This window comes from Streptosporangium sp. NPDC006007, from assembly GCF_040614315.1.
Classification (GTDB): domain Bacteria; phylum Actinomycetota; class Actinomycetes; order Streptosporangiales; family Streptosporangiaceae; genus Streptosporangium.
On sequence record NZ_JBEXUG010000017.1, the window covers coordinates 111233 to 132140 of the forward strand.

At 72.4% G+C, this 20908-nt stretch carries 15 protein-coding genes; 7 read left to right on the forward strand and 8 right to left on the reverse strand.

Annotated elements, in window-relative coordinates:
• Position 1: 1 nt before the first annotated feature.
• From ABZ194_RS16015 to ABZ194_RS16025, 3 genes are all read right to left on the reverse strand, one after another.
• Complete coding sequence (locus ABZ194_RS16015; protein WP_355596722.1) at positions 2-658, reverse strand: CBS domain-containing protein; 657 nt, start codon at positions 656-658, stop codon at positions 2-4.
• A 43-nt stretch (positions 659-701) separates the two neighbouring features.
• Positions 702-3356, reverse strand: coding sequence for a GNAT family N-acetyltransferase (locus tag ABZ194_RS16020; RefSeq protein ID WP_355596724.1), 2655 nt, complete (start codon positions 3354-3356; stop codon positions 702-704).
• A 96-nt stretch (positions 3357-3452) separates the two neighbouring features.
• On the reverse strand, positions 3453-6029 hold the full coding sequence (locus ABZ194_RS16025) for an HAD-IC family P-type ATPase (protein WP_355596726.1): 2577 nt from the start codon (positions 6027-6029) through the stop codon (positions 3453-3455).
• A gap of 402 nt (positions 6030-6431) precedes the next feature.
• Here ABZ194_RS16025 and ABZ194_RS16030 point away from each other — a divergent pair, with 402 nt between their 5' ends.
• Positions 6432-7184 carry a DUF6544 family protein gene (locus tag ABZ194_RS16030; protein WP_355596728.1) on the forward strand — a complete coding sequence of 251 codons (753 nt, stop codon included), beginning with the start codon at positions 6432-6434 and terminating at the stop codon, positions 7182-7184.
• Here the strand turns inward: ABZ194_RS16030 and ABZ194_RS16035 are convergent.
• Entirely contained in the window at positions 7174-9300 is a 2127-nt protein-coding gene (locus tag ABZ194_RS16035) for a glycoside hydrolase family 65 protein (RefSeq protein ID WP_355596730.1), read from the reverse strand. The two genes, ABZ194_RS16030 and ABZ194_RS16035, sit on opposite strands and share 11 nt — an antisense overlap.
• Positions 9275-10036, reverse strand: a complete 762-nt coding sequence (locus ABZ194_RS16040) for a beta-phosphoglucomutase family hydrolase (protein ID WP_355596732.1) — start codon at positions 10034-10036, stop codon at positions 9275-9277. The genes ABZ194_RS16035 and ABZ194_RS16040 overlap by 26 nt, the downstream gene beginning before the upstream one ends.
• Positions 10037-10279: 243 nt before the next feature.
• Here ABZ194_RS16040 and ABZ194_RS16045 point away from each other — a divergent pair, with 243 nt between their 5' ends.
• The 6 genes from ABZ194_RS16045 (at position 10280) to ABZ194_RS16070 (ending at position 18518) form a co-directional block, all read left to right on the forward strand.
• Positions 10280-11146 (forward strand): universal stress protein, encoded by an 867-nt coding sequence (locus tag ABZ194_RS16045; protein WP_355596734.1) that lies wholly within the window; start codon positions 10280-10282, stop codon positions 11144-11146.
• On the forward strand, positions 11146-11634 hold the full coding sequence (locus tag ABZ194_RS16050; RefSeq protein ID WP_355596736.1) for a CBS domain-containing protein: 489 nt from the start codon (positions 11146-11148) through the stop codon (positions 11632-11634). The genes ABZ194_RS16045 and ABZ194_RS16050 overlap by 1 nt, the downstream gene beginning before the upstream one ends.
• 134 nt (positions 11635-11768) lie before the next feature.
• Positions 11769-12620 carry a universal stress protein gene (locus tag ABZ194_RS16055; protein ID WP_355596738.1) on the forward strand — a complete coding sequence of 284 codons (852 nt, stop codon included), beginning with the start codon at positions 11769-11771 and terminating at the stop codon, positions 12618-12620.
• Between the two features lie 181 nt (positions 12621-12801).
• Positions 12802-13698, forward strand: a complete 897-nt coding sequence (locus ABZ194_RS16060) for a universal stress protein (protein ID WP_355596741.1) — start codon at positions 12802-12804, stop codon at positions 13696-13698.
• Positions 13699-13806: 108 nt separating this feature from the next.
• The gene (locus tag ABZ194_RS16065; RefSeq protein WP_355596743.1) at positions 13807-16092 is read left to right on the forward strand and encodes a heavy metal translocating P-type ATPase; all 2286 of its coding nucleotides are present in this window, start codon (positions 13807-13809) and stop codon (positions 16090-16092) included.
• 110 nt (positions 16093-16202) lie between these two features.
• Entirely contained in the window at positions 16203-18518 is a 2316-nt protein-coding gene (locus tag ABZ194_RS16070) for a phosphoketolase family protein (protein WP_355596745.1), read from the forward strand.
• Between the two features lie 147 nt (positions 18519-18665).
• Here the strand turns inward: ABZ194_RS16070 and ABZ194_RS16075 are convergent, their stop codons facing one another.
• The 3 genes from ABZ194_RS16075 to ABZ194_RS16085 form a co-directional block, all read right to left on the reverse strand.
• A complete protein-coding gene (locus ABZ194_RS16075; RefSeq protein ID WP_355596747.1) occupies positions 18666-18953 on the reverse strand; it encodes a Fe-S cluster assembly protein HesB in 288 nt (95 codons plus the stop codon).
• Positions 18954-19177: 224 nt separating this feature from the next.
• Positions 19178-20185, reverse strand: a complete 1008-nt coding sequence (locus ABZ194_RS16080; RefSeq protein ID WP_355596749.1) for a LacI family DNA-binding transcriptional regulator — start codon at positions 20183-20185, stop codon at positions 19178-19180.
• A 98-nt stretch (positions 20186-20283) separates the two neighbouring features.
• On the reverse strand, positions 20284-20778 hold the full coding sequence (locus ABZ194_RS16085) for a hypothetical protein (RefSeq protein WP_355596751.1): 495 nt from the start codon (positions 20776-20778) through the stop codon (positions 20284-20286).
• Positions 20779-20908 lie beyond the last annotated feature (130 nt).

A 20908-nucleotide genomic window follows, 5' to 3' on the forward strand; every position in this document is an offset into this window, starting at 1 on the left:
CTCAGGGGGAGGTGTTGTCGCGATCCCAGACGAGTTTGTCGATCACGTCGACGACCCCGCTGACCTTCCTGGTCATCCACACGGCGATCTCGGTGTCCTTGCGCAGGGACATCCGTCCGCTCAGCGTCACCACGCTGTTCCTGACCTCGACGTGGACACGCGAGGTGTCCATCCACAGCGACCGCGTCAGGACGTCCAGGCGCACCTCGCGTTCGATGTCCTCGTCGGATCGGATGAACGCCTTCAGCAGGTCACGGCGGCTGACGACGCCCACCAGGCGGCCGTGGTCGTCCACCACCGGCAGTCGCTTGACGCTGTGGTCGGCCATCAGGCGTCCGGCGATCACCACGGGCGCGTCCATCGAGACGGTGATCGCGGGAACGGTCATCAGCTCCCGGGCCACGCCTCTGCCCCTACCTCCGACGTGGCCCGTGTCCGTGTCCGGCTTCCGGTCCGGTCCGGGCCGCTCGCTCGCCTCCCTCTCCCCACGCAGTAGATCGGCCTCGGAGACGACACCGATCACCCGGTTCTCGCCGTCCACCACCGGCACCGCGCTCACCGCGTGGCTGAGCAGCGCCTCTGCGATCTCCTTGTGGCGGGCGTTCTCGCCGACCGAGATCACCCGCCTGGTCATGACGTCATTGACGGTGACACGCATCTCTGCCTCCCAGCGTGCGCGCGGGGCGGACGCGGCGGACCGGTCATCCGAGCCGCCTGCGCAGGGGCGACGGCGGTGCGACCGCGGGGGCCAGCCGTATCCGCACGTCCACGGCGACCGCCCCGCCCGGGCCGGCGATCACCGGGTTCAGGTCGAGCTCGGCCACCTCCGGCAGGTCGTTCAGGAGCCGCCCGACGCCGACGATCTGCTCCCGCAGCGCGCCGGTGTCGGCTGGCGGGCGCCCCCGGTATCCGGAGAGCAGCGGCGCGCAGCGCAGTTCGGCGAGCATCGCCGCCGCGTCCCGATCGTCGACCGGCGGCACCCGGAAGGAGCGGTCGGGCAGCAGTTCGGCGGTGACCCCGCCCATGCCGACCATCAGCAGGGGGCCGAAGGCGTCGTAGGCGACACCGCCGATGATGATCTCGACGCCCGCCGTGACCGCAGGCTGGACGACGGCGCCGGTCATGGCCGGTCCGATCGTGCCGGCCATCTCCCGATAGGCGCGCCGGACCTCGTCCGGCGTGCCGAGGCCGGTACGGACGCCTCCGACGTCGCTCTTGTGCACCAGGTCCGGGCCGGTGGCCTTGAGGACAGCCGGAAACCCGACCGTCACGGCCGCCGCCGCCGCGCCGTCCGCCCCGTCGGTCGCGACCGACTCCACGACGCGAACCCCGTAGCAGCCCAGCAGGCGGGCGGCGCCGTCGTGGTCGAGCCACCGGCCGTGCGGGTACCGTGCCAGCTCCGCCTCGACGAGGCCCCTCGCCGCGGCGGTGTCCGCCCGTCCCGGTTCGGTGGTCGGCGTCCGCGGCGAGGCGCGCCAGGACGCGTAGTCCACCGCGTGCCGCAGCGCCCGCACGGCCTGCTCGGGGTAGGCGTAGCAGGGCACCCGCCCCTCCAGCAGGCCGTCGTGCCCGGTGACGCACGCGAGCACGGTCTTACTCGTCGTGGCCGTCGCGGAGACGATGGCCCGCCGCGTGGTGGACAGCCCGGAGCCGAACGGCGGCGTGTAGACGACCAGCACGCTGTCCACACCCGGATCGGCCAGGACGGTCTCGACGGCGAACGCCAGGTCCCGCGCGCTGCCGTCGGTGGTGAGGTCGACGGGGTTGCCGACGGCCGCGGCCGCCCGCAGCCGGGAGCGCAGCCGTCCGCGCGTGACGGGGGTCAGTTCGGGGACCGGCAGGCCGCGCCGTTCAGCGGCGTCGGCGGCGAGGATCTGTGGCCCGCCGGAGTTGCCGACGACGGCCACCCCCGGCCCCCTCGGCAGCGGCTGGGCGGCCAGCAGCCGCGCCGTGTCGAGCATGTCCTGAACGGTGTCCACCCGGATGACCCCCGAGGCCCTCAGCAGGGTCTCCACCGCCACATCCGTGCCCGCGGCGGCCGCGGTGTGCGAGCGGATCGCTCGCTCTCCCGAGCCGCCCCGGCCGCTTTTGATCACGATGATCGGTTTGCGCCTGCTCACCCGCCGGGCTATACGGCCGAAGCGGCGCGGGTTGCCGAACGACTCCAGATACAGGGCGATGACGCCGGTCGCCGGGTCGTCCTCCCAGTACTCCAGCAGGTCGTTCCCGCTGACGTCGGCCTTGTTGCCGACCGAGGCGAAACAGGAGACACCCATCCCCAGGTCGGTCGCCCGGTTGATCAGGGCGACCGCGACCGCCCCGGACTGCGACATCAGCGCCAGGGGACCGGGAACGGGTGAGGCGGGCAGAGAACTGGCGTTGAGCCGGGCCCCGGTGCTGACGACGCCGAGGCAGTTGGGGCCGACCAGCCGCATGCCGCCCTCCCGGCAGATCCTCAGCAGCTCGTCCTCGGCGGCCGCCCGCCCGGCCTCGGCGAACCCGGCCGTGACGACGACGAGGCCGCGCACGCCGTGATCGGCGCAGTCGCGGGCGACCCGCGGCACCGTGTGCGCCGGGGTCGCGATGACCGCCAGGTCCACCGGGCCGGGGACCTCCGTGACGGCCGGGTAGGCGGGCAGGCCGCGCAGTGTGGCCGCGTGCGGGTTGACCGGGTAGACGGGGCCGGGGAAGCCGCCGGCGAGGAGGTTGCGCAGGATCCGGTGACCGACCCCGCCCGGGGCGCGGCCGGCGCCGATCACGGCGACCGACTCCGGATGGAACAGCCGCGCCAGCGAGGCCGACGCCGCCTGGTGCGCCCGCTCCTCCACCCTTTCCAGCAGGCCGGGGGTGGGCCGGGGGTCCATCCTGACCTCGACCGATCCGTCGCCGAACACCCGTCTGGTGTCCAGCCCGATGTCGTCCAGGACCCGGAGCATGGGGCGGTTCTCGGCGAGCACGTCGGCGACCAGTTCCCGCACGCCACCGTCGGCCGCGTCCAGCGCCAGGTGTTCCAGCAGCAGGGTGCCCAGGCCGTGACGGTGCATCTCGTCGTCGATCAGGATCGCGACCTCGGCGTCGGCCCCGTCGCCGGGGATGTACTCCGCCACCCCCACCAGCCGGCCGTGGGCCAGCGCCACCAGCGCGTGCCCCCGGTGGTCACGTGCGGTGACGCGGTCCATGTAGGCGTGCGCGGTGGCCGTGCCGCCGGTGAAGAAACGTAGGTAGGCCGAGTGTTCCGACGATCTGTCGACCAGTTCGTGCAGCTGCGCGCGATCCTCCGGCCGCAGCGGCCGGATGTGCGCGATGTCGCCTTCGCGTAGCAGGACGTCGCACTCGCCGCGGCCGATTCGCCTCATATCAGCAGCCTGAGGCATCGCCGTGACGGCACCCAGGGTCCAAGTGCCCTTTTGACAGGGACTGTCGGCTCTATGGGGTGTTCTGTGGATTTACGGCTACTGTGGCTGGCCGGGGGGTTCCGGCCGGTCGACGACAGGGCCGGCGCCGCCACTGGGGGCGGGACCCGGGGCTGGACCCGCGATGGGACCGCCGGGACCGCCGTGACCACCGCCGTGAACACCGCTCGGGCCGCCGGGCAGTGGGCCCGGGTGGCTGAAGCGGGAGGCCCGGCGCTGCACGCGATGGAGGTGGCCGCGGCGGCGGATGACGGGCAGCCGGCCGCCGGCCTCGGCGAAGAAAGTCTTCTTGGCGAACTCGATCAGGACCAGGTAGGCGACGACCATGCCGGCCAGGGCGAGAAAGAACGCGAGCGGTAGCGCGGTGAAACCCAGCTCGGGTGCGAGCGGCGACAGCGGCAGCAGGACCCCCACGGTGACGACGCTCAGCACGGCGATCAGCAACGGCCGGCTCGGCCTGCTCCGCAGGAACGGGACCCGCCGGGTACGGATCGCGAAGATGATCAAAGTCTGGGTCGCGAGGGACTCCACGAACCAGCCGGAACGGAACAGGTCCGGGCCGGCGTGGAAGAACCCCAGCATGATCGCGAAGGTGAGGAAGTCGAACAGGGAACTGATCGGGCCGAAGAACAACATGAACCGGCGGATGAAGCCGATGTCCCAGTGCGAGGGGGCACGGAGCTGCTCGGGGTCGACGTGGTCGGTGGCGCTGTCCACCGAGATGCCGACGTCGGCGGCGTGCAGCGCGAGCGCGTCGTTGACCCCGTCGCCGAGAAAGCCCACCGCCCGGCCGCGCCGGCGCATCAGCCGTATCAGCCGCGCCTTCTGCTCCGGGGAGACCCGGGCGAAGATCGTGGCGTTCTCGGCGGCCGCGATGAGCGCGTCGTCGTCCAGCTCGCCGATGTCCCCACCGGTCAGGGTGCCGCCGGAGACCAGGCCCAGGCCGGCGCAGACCTTCTCGGCCACCAGCGGATTGTCGCCGGTGGCGATCTTCACGGTGACGCCGAGTTCGGCCAGGCGGCGCAGCGAGCCGGCCGCGGCCGCCTTGGGCCGGTCCAGGAACACCAGGAATCCGGCCAGGGTCAGGTCGCGTTCGTCGGACGGGGCCGGGGCGGCCTGCCCGGAAGCGACCCCGGTGGCGACGGCCACCACCCGGCTGCCCTCGGCGAACCGGGCCCGCAGGGTCTTGGCCGCCTCGACCGGTACGTTCCGGCAACGGCTCAGGACGGCCTCGGGCGCCCCCTTGGTGACCAGCGTCCGGGTGCCGTCCGGGCCGTTCAGCAGGGCGGTGGTCATCCGCCGGTCATGATCGAACGGCAGCAGCCCGAGCCTGCGGTAGGAACCCGCGGGCTGCGCCGCGGCGCCCGGCGCCCGCCACAGGGCGGTGTCCAGCGGGTTGCCCCCGGCCGTTCCCGGGCCCGCGGCCTGCAGATTCGCCTCGGTCGCCAGCAGCCCGAACAGCAGCACCCGATCGTCCTCGCCGCCGTCCGGGGCCAGAGCCGCGACGAAGTCGATCCGGCCCTCCGTCAGGGTGCCGGTCTTATCGGTGACCAGGACGTCCAGGTCGCCGAGGTCCTCGATGCAGACGAGCCTCTTGACCAGCACCCTGCGCCGGGCGAGCTGCCGGGAACCCGCCGCGAGGCTGGTACCGACCACGGCGGGCAGCAGTTGCGGGGTGATCCCGACGGCGATCGCCAGGGAGAACAGCAGCGACTCGACCAGCGGGCGGCGCAGGACCAGGTTCGTCACCAGGATCAGGAAGGTAAGCACCATGGCGACCTGGAGCAGCAGCACCGAGAAATGACGGAGCCCGGCCTGGAAGTCGGTCTCGGGCTGCCGCTCTCCCAGCCCCAGCGCGATACGGCCGAACTCCGCCCGCCCACCGGTCGCGACCACCACCCCGGTGCCGTTCCCCGCCCGCACCACCGTCCCCATCAGGGCACAGCGGCTCGGCTCCGCAGGGTCCGCGCCGGACGGGGCAGGTGCCACGGTCTTGCTCACCGGCAGCGACTCCCCGGTCAGCACACTCTCGTCGCACTCCAGGCCGGTCGCCGACAGCAGCCGCAGGTCCGCGGGGACGATCGAGCCCAGCGTCAGCCGGACCACGTCACCGGGGACCAGGGCGGTGACGTCGACCTCGGTGGGCCGCCCGTCGCGCAGCGCCACAACGGTGTGCCTGACCTGCGAGTGCAGTGCCTGGGTCGCCCGTTCGGCCCGGTACTCGTTGGCGAAGCCCAGTCCCACGCCGGCCGCCAGGATGACCCCGATGATCACCGCGTCGGCGGCGTTGCCCAGGAGGAACGAGATGACGGCGGTCACCGCCAGCAGGATCAGCACCGCGTTGCGCAGCTGCCGGCCCAGCACCCGGAGCGCCCGCGCGTGGTGGGTGCGTACCGCGTTCGGGCCGCAGACGGCCAGCCGCCGCCCGGCCTCCGCACTCGACAGTCCCGCCTCGGTGGCGTCCAGCCGGTCGAGCACCCGCTCGGCGGGCAACGAGGCCGCCTCGCCGGCGAGCAGGCCCACCGGAGACCTTCCGCCCGCCGTGCTCACCGTCCCCGCCCGGTGCGCGGCCGGCGTCGGCGCCGGTACCGGGAAAGGACGACCGTCATCGTTCATCTCACATCCCCCGGGCGCCGTGTGCCGCCGTGCGGGTCACACCCGGCGCCCCCACCCCCAGCAGACCATCGGCCGCCCGGGCGGCTCACCGGCCGAAGGACACCATCCCCGGGGACCTTCGGCACCCCTCCCCTTCGGCACCCGTCCGCGTCGGTCCCCAGCGGTCCCCGTCCCCAGCGGGCAGATCGGCGGCGGGAGACCGCCGAACCGGCCGCGCCTCGCGGGGGACACGACCGCTCGCGGGGACAGGACCGAAGGTCCCGAAAGCCTGAGGTCTCTCGCCCCTCACCTCGGCGCCCTTCGCCTCAGGGCGGTGGCAGGCGCCGTCTGCTGTGCTTACGGTCGAGGTACCGGGAGCGGGCGGCGGGACGCGGGCGAACGAGAAGCACCGAGGAGTGACGGATGAACGGAGCGGATCTCCGGCGGATCGAGGGGGAACTCCTCACCTCGCCCCCGGTTCCGGCGGTTTTCACGGAGGCCGAGGTCGCGGGGCTGCCGGAGCCGGTGCGGAGGCATCTCATCTCGGCCATCGCGCCCGGCACGCCCCTGGTGGTCGCCGCCCGCCTGCGGATGCGAGGGAGCATCAAGGTCGGCCGGTGGCTTCCGTTCCGCGCCCGTCAGCTGCTCGCCCCCCAGCGGGGCTTCGTGTGGCGCGCGCGGGTGGCCGCCCTGATCGCCGGCTCGGACCACTACGCCGCGGGGCGCGGAGGCATGGACTGGAAACTGGCCGGTCTGATCCGCCTGGTCCACGCCGAGGGGGCCGACGTCTCCAGGTCGGCCGCCGAACGGGCGGGCGCCGAGGCGTGCTGGATCCCCACAGTGCTGCTGCCACGATCGGGCGCGGTCTGGTCGGCCGAAGACGACACCCACGTCGGCGTCACCCACACCGTCGACGGCAGGGTGGTCCGGACCCGTTACGAGCTGACCTCGGACGGCCACATCCGGTCGTTCGTGTTCGACCGCTGGGGTGACCCCGGCAACACGGGATCCTGGGGGCTCCACCCGTTCGGCGGCGAGATCACCGGCCAGGCCACCTTCGCCGGTCTCACCATCCCCGCCGCCGGGAGGGTGGGATGGTTCTTCGGCACCGGCCGGTGGGCCGAGGGGGAGTTCTTCCGGTACCGGATCACCGGCCTGCGCCCGGTCAGCGCGTGACGTCACCGGCCGTCACGGCGGACCGTTTGAACAGGCCGGCGACCCCCGCCATCGCCCCCAGATGGACCCCCTCGGCCGTGGTGCCCCCCTGGAGGTCCTTCACATCGCTGTTCAACGCCTCCACCAGGAAGGGCTGGGAGGCGCCCGGCCGGACGTGGGCCAGCACCCCGGCGTGGACGACCGCGCTCAGCGTGGACCCGTGGCAGGTCCGGGCGAGGTAGTAGTCCACCGTCCGGACCGCCGTCTCGGTGTTCCACCCGTAGCCGAGGTCGGTCATGATCTCACCCAGCCCCTTCTCTCCCAGCAGGTGAAAGAGCATGAGCACGTCGGCCTGTTTGGAGGCCTTGTAGCGGTTGGGGCTGTCGCCCTCCGCTTCGAGGATGCGGTCCAGCCGCCGGATGTCTCCGTACCTCCGCCGGTACGCGGCCCAGTCCAGCTCCTCCAGCTCGGCGTATCCCTCGAACTGGCTGATCACCCCGTCGTGGAAGTCCACTCGCATCCGCCCGGCCATGCCGGTGAAGCGGTCGATCTCCTCGGCGCTCATCCCCTCGGCGCCGACCAGGCCGATCATGTCCAGGACCCGTCGCATCAGCCAGGCGGTCATGACGTTGGTGTAAGCGTTGTTGTCCAGGCCGGGTTCGGTCCTGCCGGGGTAGCCGTCGTGGTACTCGTCCGGGCCCATCACCCCGCGGATCACGTATCGCTCGCCTTCACGGGTGGTCAGCGAGGCGAAGAAGCGGGCGATCTCCAGTAGCAGCTCCCCGCCGAACCCCGCCAGGAAGGAGCTGTCCTTGGTCGCCTCGTAGTGCTGCCAGACGTTGTGGGCGACGGCCAGTCCGACATGGCGCTGCAGACGCGAGTTGTCGGGCGGCCAGTGGCCCGAGCGGGGGTTGAAGTGGAGTCGCGGTGTCTCCTCCCGGCCGTCGCCGCCGCTCTGCCAGGGAAACATCGCCCCGGTGTAGCCGGCGGCGCGGGCGGCCCATCGCGCCTCGGGCAGGCGTCGCCACCGGTACCTCAGCAGTGCCCGGGTGACCTCGGGGAAGCGTGGAGCCAGGAAGGGGAAGACGAACAGGTCGTCCCAGAACACGTGACCACGGTACGCCTCGCCGTGCAGACCCCGGGCGGGCAGCCCGGCGTCGAGTTCGGTGACGTGCGGGGAGGCCGTCTGCAGCAGGTGGAACACGTACAGGTTGAGGATCCGCTGCACCTCGGAGTCCTCGGCGACGACATGTGCCCGCGACCACAGGCGTTCCCAGGCGCGCACGTGCCGCCTGAGGAGATCGTGAAAGCAGCCGGCACGTACCACCGCCGCCCTGGCCGCGGCGGCGCTCTCGGCGATCGCCCGGTCCCTGGAGGTGTACAGGGCGACGATCTTCTCCACGAGCACCTCGTCACCCGCGGCCACCTCGATCGCCCGGTCGTCGGTGACCCGGTCCTCCTCCACCCCGGTACGGCACCGGCCGCCGGTCAGCGCGGTGCGGGCGGCGATCGCGATCTCCACGCGGGAGGTGGCGGTGCGCGTCAGCAGCTCGATCACCTCGCCGGCGGCGTGCGCGGAGACCGGAACGAGGTGCCGGTCGGCCAGTCCCCGGTAGCGGGCCACCCCCGAGTTGGTGACCCGCCCGTCGAGTTCCGAGCGGATCTCCAGCAGCCCGCTCCAGTTCTCCGGCACGACCGTCATGGTCAGCGCGGCCAGGTGCGGGTCGTCCATCGAGACCAGGCGGTGCTGTTCCAGCCGGGTGATCCGGCCGCCGGAGTCGCGGATCCTGAGCAGCCGGGTGAGTATCCCCTGCCGCATGTCGAGCGTGTGGCGGCAGTCCAGGACCTCGGCGTTACCGGGGGCGAACCAGTCGCCGCCGTCGGCGCGGAAGGTCAGAGGAAGCCAGTTCGGCACGTTGACGAGATCCTCGTTCTCCACCGGACGGCCCGCCACCTGTGAGACGAGCCGGTCGTAGCAGCCGGCGACGTAGGTGCCGGGGTAGCGCACGCCGTCGGCGCGGGTTTCGGGAACCGCGCCCCGGGTGGCGAAGTATCCGTTTCCGAGCGTCGTCAGTGCCTCTCTCAGCCCCTCGTCGGCGGGGTCGCAGCCGTCATAGGTGAGGAGCCAGGGGTTCACTTCTTCTCCCGTCGAGTTGTATTTCCGCCAGATCGGTGACGACGAGGCCGGCCCCCGAGGCCCGGAGCGCGACACCCTGCCGGCGCTGCCGGTCGACACCGACGACAAGGCCGAAGCGGCCCCGCGCACCCGCCCGCACACCCGCGAGGGAGTCCTCCACCACCGCGGCCTCGGCCGGTGTGACGCCGAGCCGCCGGGCCGCCTGCAGGAACAGCGCGGGATCGGGTTTTCCCGCCAGTCGCAGCCGGGCGGCGTCCACGCCGTCGACCCGGACGTCGAACAGGTGGGCGACCTTCGCCGCGCGCAGTACCTCCGCGCAGTTCCGGCTCGCCGACACGGCGGCGGTGCGCACCCCGCGCCGCCGCAGCTCCTCGACGAGGGCGACGGTCGAGGGGAACGGTGTCACGCCGTGCCTGCGGATCTCCGCCAGGAAGGACGCGTCCTTGCGTGCGGCGAGGGCCGTGACCACGTCCGGGTCCGGTGTGATCCCCCGGGACAGCAGGAAGTCCCTGACCCCGTCCGCGCGAGGTTTGCCGTCCACGTGGAGCAGGTAGTCCTCACCCGTGTCGAACGGCCGGAACCGCTCGCCTGACCGGGTGGCCCGGTCGCGCAGAAAGGCGTCGAACACCCGCTTCCAGGCGGCGGCGTGCACCCGGGCCGTGTCGGTGATGACGCCGTCGGTGTCAAAGATCATCGCCGCCGTCCGGTCGAGGCTCACCACCGTGGAGAGCGCCATGTCGAACCTCCCTTGAGTCCGCAGAGTACGGCGGGGCGCGCCGTCGCCGTCAGGGCTGATCGGCCCTGTTCCCCAGGGACCTTCGTCCGCAGAGTGGGCCGTCCGCGTGACGGCCGGATGGGAAACGGCCGCGGAGGGGAAGGTCTCCGGGTGGGGTCGGAAGTCCCTGACGATCAGGCCCTTCGACCGCTGCGCGGAACGCCGGCGAACGGTCGGATGGAAGACAGAACCCAGGAGGATGACATGACAGCGCATGTAGTGGTGGGAGTGGACGGCTCCCCCCCTTCGCAGGCCGCGGTCGAGTGGGCCGCCGACGACGCCGTCCGGCGTGGATGCGCCCTGCGGATCGTGCACGTGTGCGAGCCGTGGACCTATGACATCCCGTTGCAGACCCCGCCGGGCTTCCGTGACTCCATGGCCGAGTACTGCCAGGGCGTGCTCGACGACGCGGTGAACCTGGCGCGTGCGCACGCCCCGCAGGTGCGGGTGGACACCGCACTGGAGAGAGGACGGGTGGTCGACGTGCTCCGGCGTGAGGCCGAGGGCGCCGAGCAGGTCGTGGTGGGCGGCCGCGGGCTGGGCGGGTTCACCGGTCTGCTGCTGGGGTCGGTCTCGCTCGCCCTGGCGGGCCATGTGGCCACACCGGTCGTGATCGTCAAGAAGACGCGCCGGTCCGTCGCGGACAAGGTGGTCGTGGGCTTCGACGGCTCGGCCTACGCGGCGGCCGCCCTCGACCACGCCTTCGAGGAGGCCGTGCGCCGCAAGGCCCGGCTGCAGGCGATCCACGCCTGGCAGGCGCCCATCCTCGGTCCGTACGCCGCCGCCTACACGTCGCTGTTCGACGACATCTCCGCCACCGAGCGCCGCCAGGCCGCCGAGACGCTCGCCTCCTGGCAGCGGAGATATCCCGGCGTCGAGGTTGAGGAGACCGTGGTCTACGGGCATCCGGTGGCCGTCATCTGCGAGGCCTCGGACTCGGCGGACCTGGTCGTCGTCGGCTCGCGCGGGCTGGGCGGCCTCGGGGCCGCCGTGCTGGGGTCGGTGAGTCACGGGGTCGTGCACCACGCCCACTGTCCCGTCGCGGTGATAAACGCCCGGGGTGAGACGTGATGGACGTCCGCGAGCTCCGGGTCGGCCAGGTGATGAGCCGGAGGCTGGTCGCCGTCGAGCCGGACGAGTCCCCGCTGATGGCCTGGGAGATCATGCGCCGCGCGGACGTCCACCACCTGCCGGTCGTCGAGGGCAACGGCCGCCTGCGTGGTGTCGTGACCCGTGAGGACCTCACCGCCCGCTGGTCGGGCGGGCCGATCGAGCAGTCGCGGGTGCCGGTCGGGGCGCTGGTGGCCGATCGCCGCTGCCCGCACGTCTCGCTGGACGCGCGCCTGGCCGAGGCCGCGGCGGCCATGCTCGGTGCCGGGGTCGACGCGGTGCCGGTGCTGGGGGAGTCGGCCACCCTGGTGGGCATGGTGACCACCACCGACGTGCTACGGGCCGTCGCGGGGCAGATCACGGAGGAGGAGGCGGAGACGGAGCTGATGACGGGGGTGTTCCGCCTGGTCCCGGTGCTGCCCCGCACCTCCGGGAACCCGGAGGGGTGAAGCCGGTCGTGCCCGGCCCCCGGGAGCGGGGAGAGCACCCGGAGGGGGTCCCGGATCCCGGTTGAGGAAGACTTTCGTCGGCGCCCTCGCCGTAGAGGGCGTCGGCGCCATGAAGCGGTGAGAAGGAGAACATCATGATCCTGGTTGGAGTCGACGGCTCGCGGGCCTCGCTTGAGGCCGTGGGCTGGGCGGTCCGGGAGGCCGTGCTGCGCGGCACCACGCTGCGCATCGTGCACGTCATGCCGGCCTGGCCCATGGAGATGACCGAGGACGCCCCGTACGCCGATGTGGGCCGGTGGATGCGCGACGGTGCGGAGTCCACGCTGACGGACGCCCTGGACCGGGCCCGTGAGGAGGACGGCGGTGTCGAGGTGGAGACCCTGCTGCTGCCGGGTGACCCCAGGCTGGCCTTGATGGAGGCGGCCGGAGACGCGGATCTCCTGGTGGTCGGCAGCCACGGGCTCGGCGGTTTCCGCGGCATGCTGCTGGGATCGGTCGCGCTGGGCGTGTCGGGGCGGACCGCCTGCCCGGTCGCCGTCGTGCGAGATCTGCCCGAGGGGTCGCGCGGTGAGGTGGTCGTCGGCGTGGACGGCTCGCCTGAGGGGGCGGAGGCCATCGGGTTCGCCTTCGCCGAGGCGTCGCTGCGCGGGGTCGGCCTGCGGGCGATCCACGCGTGGAGCCGGCCCGTCGCGGGGTCCGGGCCGTTCGCCCTGCCGGCCGCGGGGGAGATGGCCCAGGGGGAGCGGCGCCTGCTGTCGGAGGCCCTGGCGGGCTGGGGTGAGCGCTACCCGGACGTCAAGGTCACCGAACAGGTGGAGCACGCGCACCCGGTGGACGTCCTGAGGGAGGCCTCGGCCAACGCCGGCCTGCTGGTCGTGGGGTCGCGCGGGCGAGGTGAGCTGACCGGGTTGCTGCTGGGCTCGGTGAGCCACTCGCTGCTTCACCACGCGGCCTGCCCGGTCGTCGTCGTCAGGCAGCGGGCGTAGTCGCCGGGCGCCACGGCGGGGGGCGTGAGGAGGCCCCCCGCCCGGCCACCGGCGGCCTTTCCAGCGGCGGGACGCCCCGGCGTCCCCGCCGGTGGGGTCATGCCGGGTGGTGGTGAGGTCAGACGCTTTAACCGACAGGTCCGGACTCCTAACCGACAGATCCGGATCCGAGGAGGAGAAGATGTCCCAGAAGGATGCCGGCCTGCCGGTTTCAGGCACGCAGGACGCCCCCTCGCCGATCGTCGTCGCGGTGGACGGTTCGGCGGAGGCGGAGAGGGCGGTCTGCTGGGCCGCCGACGACGCCTTCCGCAGGGGGCTGCCGCTGAGGATCGTGCACGTCGTGGAGCGCGGTCCGTACGACATTCCCCGTTTCTCCACCCCGGAGTGGCCCGGCAGTCTGGTCGCGAGCGGGCGGAAGGTGCTGACCGTCGCGGAACGGGCGGCGCGCGAGCGCCGGCCGTCCGTTGAGGTGACCATCGAGCTGGTCGAGGGCACCACGGTCAGGGTCTTGCGCGACCAGGCCGCGGGCGCCGCCGAGATCGTGCTCGGCAGCAGGGGCCTGGGCGGCTTCACCGGTGCCCTCATGGGGTCGGTGAGCACGTATGTGGCCACCCACACCCACGGCCCGGTGGTCGTCGTCCGTCCGGGCGGTGAGGAGTCGCGCGGTGAGATCGTCGCCGGTGTCGACGACTCCCCGGAGTCCGAGCCCGCGCTGGCCTACGCCTTCGAGCAGGCCGTGCTGCGCGGCGCCGTGCTGCGCGCCGTCCACGCCTGGCAACTGCCGGTGCACGCCTTCGCGCCGGAGATCTCCTACGACATGGACGAGATCCGTCAGGCACAGCACCGCGTGGTCAGCCAGAGGCTCGGGGCGTGGCGGGAGAGGTTTCCCGAGGTGACGGTGGTGGAGGACGTCCAGAGCGCCCATCCCGTGGACGCCCTCACCGACGCCTCGGCCAGGGCCGACCTGGTCGTCGTCGGATCCCGGGGCATGAGCTCGGTCGGGGCGGCGCTGCTCGGCTCGGTCAGCCGCGGTGTGCTGCACCACGCCCACTGCCCGGTGGCCGTCGTCCGGTCGTGAACGCCCGGAGTCCGGTGAGCGCCTGGAGCCCGGTGCGGGTCCGGCGCTCCGAGGCCGGGCGCGCACCTCTTTCCCGGGTGGGCCGTGCCGTCATGGAAGACTGATGATATGGGGCGTTTAAAGGCTTTTGTCCTTCTGGCCCTGACGGTGTCCGGACTGCTGGCCGGAGCGCTGCTCCACCTGGCCGGCGCGGGCGCCGCGGGTGACGTGGCGTGGGCGGCGGTCACCTGCGTGGCCCTGGTGCCCGCGATCGGCTGGGTGGTGTCGGCACTGCGCGGCGGCCGGCTGGGGGTGGACGCCATCGCCGTGCTCGCCCTGGCCGGGACGCTCGCCGTACGGGAGTACCTCGCCGGCGCGCTGATCGGCGTGATGCTGGCGAGTGGCCGGGCGCTGGAGGACTACGCCCTGCACCGGGCCCGCCGGGACCTGACCGCCCTGTACGAACGCGCACCGCGCTCGGCCAGGCGCTACTCCGGAGGAGAGCCTCACCTCGTCCCCGTGGAACAGGTGCGCCCCGGCGACCTGCTGCTGGTCCCCAGCGGTGAGCTGGTCCCCGTCGACGGGGTGGTGGCGGCGGGGCTCGCGCTGCTGGACGAGTCGGCGCTGACCGGGGAGTCGCTCCCGGCCGAGCACGCCGAGGGGGAGAGCGTGCGCAGCGGCGTGGTGAACGCCGGTTCCGCCTTCGACCTGCGGGCCACCCGGACCGCGGACGAGAGCACCTACGCGGGAGTGGTACGTCTGGCGCAGCGGACCGAGGCCGACACCGCCCCCGTCGTACGGCTCGCCGACCGGTTCGCCGCCTGGTTCCTGCCGGCCACGCTCCTGCTGGCCGGAGGCGCCTGGCTGCTCTCCGGCCAGCCGGTCCGGGCGGTCGCCGTGCTGGTCGTCGCCACCCCGTGTCCGCTGCTGCTCGCCGCGCCCGCCGCCATCGCCTCCGGTCTGTCCCGTACGGCCAGGCACGGTGTGGTGGTGAAGGGCGGAGGGGCGCTGGAGACGCTGGGACAGGCGCGCACCCTCATCCTGGACAAGACCGGGACACTGACCGCCGGCCGGCCCGAGGTGGTCGACATCGTGGCCGCCCCCGGGTTCCACGCCGACGACGTGCTGCGCTGGGCCGCCGCGGTGGATCAGATGTCGTCTCACGTGCTCGCCACCTCGATCGTCCGCGCCGCCCGCGCCCGCCGGACCGGGCTGCCGCAGCCGGCCGAGGTCCGGGAGCGGCCGGGGACCGGCACCACGGGACTGGTGGAGGGACACCGGATAGCGGTCGGCAAGGCGGCGGCCCCCGCCTCCTCTGAGTGGGAGCGCGCTCAGCGGGCACGGGCCGCGCTGGACGGCGCCATGACCGTCTGGGTGACGGTGGACGGCGAACCCGCCGGGGTGATCCTGCTCCGCGACGCCGTGAGGACCGACGCGGCCCGCACGCTGCGCCGGCTGCGCACCGCCGGGATCGACCGGGTGGTCATGCTCACCGGGGATCGGGCCGACGTCGCCGAGAGCGTGGGCGTGGTGCTCGGCGTCGACCGGGTACTGGCCGAGCGGACCCCCGAGGCCAAGGCGCGCGCCGTACGGGATGAGGTGGCCGGGGCCGTGACGGTGATGGTGGGCGACGGTATCAACGACGCCCCGGCGCTGGCCGCGGCCGACGTCGGTGTGGCGATGGGTGCCCGAGGATCGGCGGCCTCCACCCAGGCCGCCGACGTGGTGCTCACCACCGACCGCCTGGACCGGCTCGCCGACGCCATGGACGTCGCCCGCCGATCCCGCCGCATCGCCGTCCAGAGCGCCGCCGCGGGGATGACGCTCTCGGTGCTGGCCATGATCGTGGCCGCGGCCGGAGCGCTGCCGCCCGCGGCCGGGGCCCTGCTGCAGGAGGCCATCGACGTCGCGGTCATTCTCAACGCGCTGCGGGCGCTCCGCCCCGCCAGGGGAACCCGCGCGGTGGTGGACGCCACCACCGAGTCCCTGCTGCGCCGGTTCGAGACGGAGCACTCCTCGCTGCGTCCGCCCCTGGAGCTCATCCGGGAGGTGGCCGACCGGCTGAGCGGGCGACCGTCGGCAGGGGATCTCGCCCGGCTGCGGGAGGTCCACACCTTTCTCACCGAACGCCTGCTCCCGCACGAACGGGCCGAGGAGCGGCGGCTGTATCCGGCGCTGGAGCGGACGCTCGGCGGTCCCGAGGTCACGATGACCATGAGCAGGGCGCACGCCGAGATCGAGCGCCTCGTCCGCCGGCTGGGTCACCATCTCGCCCTCGCCGAGACCGGCGGGCCGCGCCCCGAGCAACTCGACGATCTGTGCGCCTGCCTCTACGGCCTGCACGCCGTCCTGACCCTCCACTTCGACCAGGAGGAGGAGGCGTACTTCTCCCTGGCCACCGACTCGGCGGTCTGACGGCGGAACGCGGCCCCCGCGTCGGGGCGGACCGTCGGACCTCCCGCGGCGGGGGCGGTGGGGACCAATGCCTCTAGGTGATCATGGGATGAGCGGGAAGGGTCATGGGCATGGACGAACTACAGAGGATCGACGCCTACTGGCGGGCGGCCAACTACCTGTCGGTGGGGCAGATCTACCTGCTGGACAATCCGCTGCTGACCGAGCCGCTGGCCCCGGAGCACATCAAACCGCGGCTGCTGGGACACTGGGGCACCACCCCGGGGTTGAACTTCTGTTTCGCGCACCTGAACCGGGTGATCGCCGAACGCGACCAGGACATGATCTATGTCGCCGGTCCCGGGCACGGTGGCCCGGCGGCGGTCGCGCACGCCTGGCTGGAGGGCTCCTATACCGAGAAATATCCGGATATTGGGCAGGATGTGGAGGGGATGCGCCGCCTCTTCCGCCAGTTCTCCTTTCCCGGCGGCGTTCCCAGCCACGTCGCGCCGGAGACCCCCGGCTCGATCCACGAGGGCGGTGAGCTGGGCTACGCGCTGGCCCACGCCTACGGCGCGGCGTTCGACAACCCCGGCCTGGTGGTCGCCTGTGTGATCGGCGACGGTGAGGCCGAGACCGGCCCGCTCGCCGCGAGCTGGCACTCCAACAAGTTCCTCGACCCGTTCCGCGACGGGGTGGTGCTGCCGATCCTGCACCTGAACGGCTACAAGATCGCCAATCCGGCCGTGCTGGCCCGTATCCCGGAGGCGGAGCTGGTCAAGCTCATCGAGGGGTACGGCTACCGCCCCCACATCGTCTCCGGTGACGACCCCGCGATCGTGCACGGGCTGATGGCCGAGACGCTGGACGTGGTGTTCGACGAGATCGCCGCCTACAGAGAAGGCCGGGCCGAACGGCTGCCGATGATCGTGCTGCGCACCCCGAAGGGGTGGACCGGGCCGCACGAGGTGGACGGCGTACCGGTGGAGGGCACCTGGCGCGCCCACCAGGTGCCGCTGTCGGGGGTGCGCGACAACGCCGGGCACCGGGCGATGCTGGAGGAGTGGATGCGTTCCTACCGGCCCGAGGAGCTGTTCGGCGCCTCCGGCCGGCCGGCCGACGAGATCCTGTGGACGGTGCCCGAGGGGCGACGCAGGATGAGCGCCAATCCGCACACCAACGGCGGCGAGGTGCTCCGGCCGCTGGCGCTGCCCGACTTCCGGGACCACGCCGTCGAGGTGAAGTCCCCGGCCACGGGGTTCTCGGAGCCGACCCGGGTGCTGGGCACGTTCCTGCGCGACGTCATCACCGCCAACCCGGACACCTTCCGGCTGATGGGCCCGGACGAGACCGCCTCCAACCGGCTGTCGGCGGTGTTCGAGGTCACCGGCCGGGCCTGGAACGCCGAGACGCTGCCGGCCGACGACCACCTCGCGCCGGGCGGCCGGGTGATGGAGGTGCTCAGCGAGCACCTGTGCCAGGGGTGGCTGGAGGGCTATCTGCTGACCGGCCGGCACGGCCTGTTCAACTGCTACGAGGCGTTCATCCACATCGTGGACGCGATGTTCAACCAGCACGCCAAGTGGCTGGAGACGTCGAGGAGGATCCCCTGGCGGCGCCCGGTCGCCTCGCTGAACTACCTGCTGTCGTCGCACGTGTGGCGGCAGGACCACAACGGCTTCAGCCATCAGGATCCCGGTTTCCTCGACGTCGTGGTCAACAAGAGGGCCGAGGTCGTGCGGGTCTACCTGCCGCCGGACGCCAACACGCTGCTCTCGGTCGCCGACCACGTGCTGCGCTCGCGCGACTACGTCAACGTGATCGTCGCCGGTAAGCAGCCGGTGCTGGACCTGTTCACCGCGGCCGAGGCGATCGCACACTGCACCCGGGGGCTGGGCATCCTGCCGTGGGCCTCCACCGACGAGGGGGCCGAACCCGACGTGGTGCTGGCCTGCGCCGGGGACGTGCCCACCCTGGAGACCCTGGCCGCCGCCGCGATGCTCCGTGAGCACCTGCCCGAGCTGAGGGTGCGGGTGGTCAACGTGGTGGACCTGATGCGGCTCCAGCCGCCGTCGGAGCACCCGCACGGCCTGGCCGACGCCGAGTTCGACGCGCTCTTCACCACCGGCAAGCCGGTGATCTTCAACTTCCACGGCTACCCGTGGCTGATCCACCGGCTGACCTACCGCCGGGCCGGTCACCCCAACCTCCACGTGCGGGGCTACAAGGAGGAGGGCACCACCACCACGCCGTTCGACATGGCCATGCTCAACGACATCGACCGTTACCACCTGGTGATGGACGTCGTCGACCGGGTACCCGGCCTGGCCGTCCGGGGCGCGCACCTCCGCCAGCGGATGGCCGACAGCAGGCTGCGCGCCCGGGCCCACACCCGCGAGCACGGCGAGGACCCGGCCGAGATCAGTGACTGGACCTGGCCGTACTGAACACCGGTCCCGGCCGGAGAGAACCGGAACGGCCACCGGACCGGGCGGCCGGGTGCCTCGTGAGAGTCACAGGATGACGGTGGTCTAGCGAAGGAGCGGATGGGCCCCGGCCGCCTGGCCGGGGCCCACGCCGGGGCTCACACCCGGTCAGGACTTCTGCTCGGTGACGAGGAACGCCACCGCCCCTCCCTCGTCGATGTCGGCGTCCAGGGCCTTGTCGTCGAGTATGTCGGCGGCCGCCGGATCCAGGAAGATCCGTGCCCCGTCCGCCTCGACCACCTTGTCCTCGGACTCCGGGCCGTTTACGACCGACAGCAGCAGCGATCCTGTGCCGTCACTCTGGGTGGAGATGCGGACGCCTGTGTCCGTCGAGTCCGCCACCTGGGAGCTGAGGTCCCGGATCACCTGGGCAGCGGTGTCCGTCAATGTAAGCATTGTGACTCCTTGTCGGGATCTGGGATTGGATTCTCCGCCCTTGCCCGCTCTGAGCCCGTCCAACCATGCCGCGCTCCGTCCTTTCCCCCGGCTCCGCCGCCCCCGCCCGGGCGCACGGGCCGGCCCGAGGGCGGCCGGGGCCGATTCCCCGGGCGCCGTCCCCCCAGGTTTTTCCCCGGTGTCTCCCCGGGACTTCGCCCGGGTTCTTGAGGTGTTACCCGCTGTTACCCGGCAGGCGGCGCGGTCGAGGACCGCACGACCAGTTCGGCGCCGACCGTGTACCGTTTCGGCTTGACCTCCGGCCCGTTCACCGGCTGCAGCAGCAGGTCGACCGCGAGCCGGCCGAGCTCGTGCGCGCCCGTGTCGACGGCGGTGATCGGCGGGCTCCACCACTCCAGCAGCGGCATGTCCTCGAACGCGACGACCGACAGATCGGCCGGAACCTCAAGGCCCGCCCGGGCCAGCACCGGAAGCGCCCCGTAGATGGCCTCGTGGTTGCTGAGCATCAGCGCGGTCGGTGCCGGCCGGGCCCGCAGCAGCTCGGTCATGGCCCGCGCGCCGAACCCCACCTCGAACGGCCCCCGCCGTACGAGGACGGGATCGGGGGCCAGGCCCGCCTCGGCGAGCGTCTGGGCGAACCCGGTGAACCGGTCACGGCCGGAGTTGGTGGCCGGTGGCCCGCCCATGAAGGCGATCCGCCGGTGTCCCTGGTCGAGCAGGTGCCGGGTGGCCGCCACCGCCCCCTCGCGGTCCGCCGCCAGCACCGCGGGCCCCTTCGAGCCCTCCATCTCCCTGATCAGGTCGACCACGGTGACTCCGGAGGTCCGCAGCTCGTTGACCCCCTCCAGGTTCCGGCCCGTGCCCACGATCAGCACGCTGTCGACCTGATGGTCGCGTAGCAGCCTCAGGTAGTCGGCCTCTATGGCCGGGTCGGCGTTGGTGATGCAGAGCAACGCCTGGTAGCCCGAGGCCACGAGACGCTGCTGCACGGCCTCGGCCACCGTGTGGAAGGTGTGGTTGACCAGGTTGTTGAGCACCAGGCCGACCAGCCCGGAACGCCTCGTCCGCAGGCTCACCGCGGCGAGATTCCGCCGGTAGCCCATCGACTGGGCGGCCCGGGAGACCCGGCGGCGGGTCGACTCCGAAATCTCCGAGGATCCGGTGAGCGCGCGGCTCGCCGTGCTCACCGACACCCCGGCGGCGGCGGCGACGTCACGGAGCGTGGCGGCCATCGTCTTCCCCGTTCCTCAGGGCCATCTCCGGCCCGCCGAGTATCCCCGAGATCATCTTCTCAGAGAATACGGTTTTCGTTACCGACAAATAAGGCATTTCATAGGACGTCGCGGTCCTCCGGTGCCTCCCCGTCCCCCGCTCCGCGGCGGCGTCTGGCCTCCAGCCGCGCGAACCGCTGGAAGTCGGTGACCGTGCCCCCGACGGCCGGGGTGTGGGGGCCGTCGAAGGGGACGGATCGGCCATTGAAGATCATCGCCGCCTGGAACAGCCGGACGAACCGTCGGGTGGAGCCGGATGCGCCCACTCCGAACGGGGCGACGCCGTCCGCGGTGAACACGCCGCTCACGCCCATGTCGGCCTTCGGCTCCGCGACGGCGGCGGTGACGGAGTCGTAAGCGCCGCCGAGTTCACCTCCCCGGTAACCGTTGCGGTGAAGACCGCTCCGCACGATGCGAATGATGTTCGCCCGCCTGATGTCCTCGTAGACCACGGGAAACCGCTGAGAGAGCGTGTCAAGGGTGACCGGCCCGAAGGTGCCGGACGGCTCGGGGACGCCGAGCTCGATCTGCGGGGCGCGGGTCGGCGCGTGCACCGTGGGCCGGCCGGTTCTGCCGTTCCCCTGAACCGGCTTTTATAAGTGGAGTTGACCCGTTATTGCGCACGGAGAACCATTTCGTCTGCCATAAAGCCACCCATGGGGATTGGGACGGTGATACAGATCC

Bases quoted from the DNA above. Each gene is read 5' to 3' on its own strand.
- ABZ194_RS16015 (WP_355596722.1), bottom strand. From the start codon at position 658: ATGCGTGTCACCGTCAATGACGTCATGACCAGGCGGGTGATCTCGGTC.
- ABZ194_RS16020 (WP_355596724.1), bottom strand. From the start codon at position 3,356: ATGAGGCGAATCGGCCGCGGCGAGTGCGACGTCCTGCTACGCGAAGGC.
- ABZ194_RS16025 (WP_355596726.1), bottom strand. From the start codon at position 6,029: ATGAACGATGACGGTCGTCCTTTCCCGGTACCGGCGCCGACGCCGGCC.
- ABZ194_RS16030 (WP_355596728.1), top strand. From the start codon at position 6,432: ATGAACGGAGCGGATCTCCGGCGGATCGAGGGGGAACTCCTCACCTCG.
- ABZ194_RS16040 (WP_355596732.1), bottom strand. From the start codon at position 10,036: ATGGCGCTCTCCACGGTGGTGAGCCTCGACCGGACGGCGGCGATGATC.
- ABZ194_RS16045 (WP_355596734.1), top strand. From the start codon at position 10,280: ATGACAGCGCATGTAGTGGTGGGAGTGGACGGCTCCCCCCCTTCGCAG.
- ABZ194_RS16050 (WP_355596736.1), top strand. From the start codon at position 11,146: ATGGACGTCCGCGAGCTCCGGGTCGGCCAGGTGATGAGCCGGAGGCTG.
- ABZ194_RS16055 (WP_355596738.1), top strand. From the start codon at position 11,769: ATGATCCTGGTTGGAGTCGACGGCTCGCGGGCCTCGCTTGAGGCCGTG.
- ABZ194_RS16060 (WP_355596741.1), top strand. From the start codon at position 12,802: ATGTCCCAGAAGGATGCCGGCCTGCCGGTTTCAGGCACGCAGGACGCC.
- ABZ194_RS16065 (WP_355596743.1), top strand. From the start codon at position 13,807: ATGGGGCGTTTAAAGGCTTTTGTCCTTCTGGCCCTGACGGTGTCCGGA.
- ABZ194_RS16070 (WP_355596745.1), top strand. From the start codon at position 16,203: ATGGACGAACTACAGAGGATCGACGCCTACTGGCGGGCGGCCAACTAC.
- ABZ194_RS16075 (WP_355596747.1), bottom strand. From the start codon at position 18,953: ATGCTTACATTGACGGACACCGCTGCCCAGGTGATCCGGGACCTCAGC.
- ABZ194_RS16080 (WP_355596749.1), bottom strand. From the start codon at position 20,185: ATGGCCGCCACGCTCCGTGACGTCGCCGCCGCCGCCGGGGTGTCGGTG.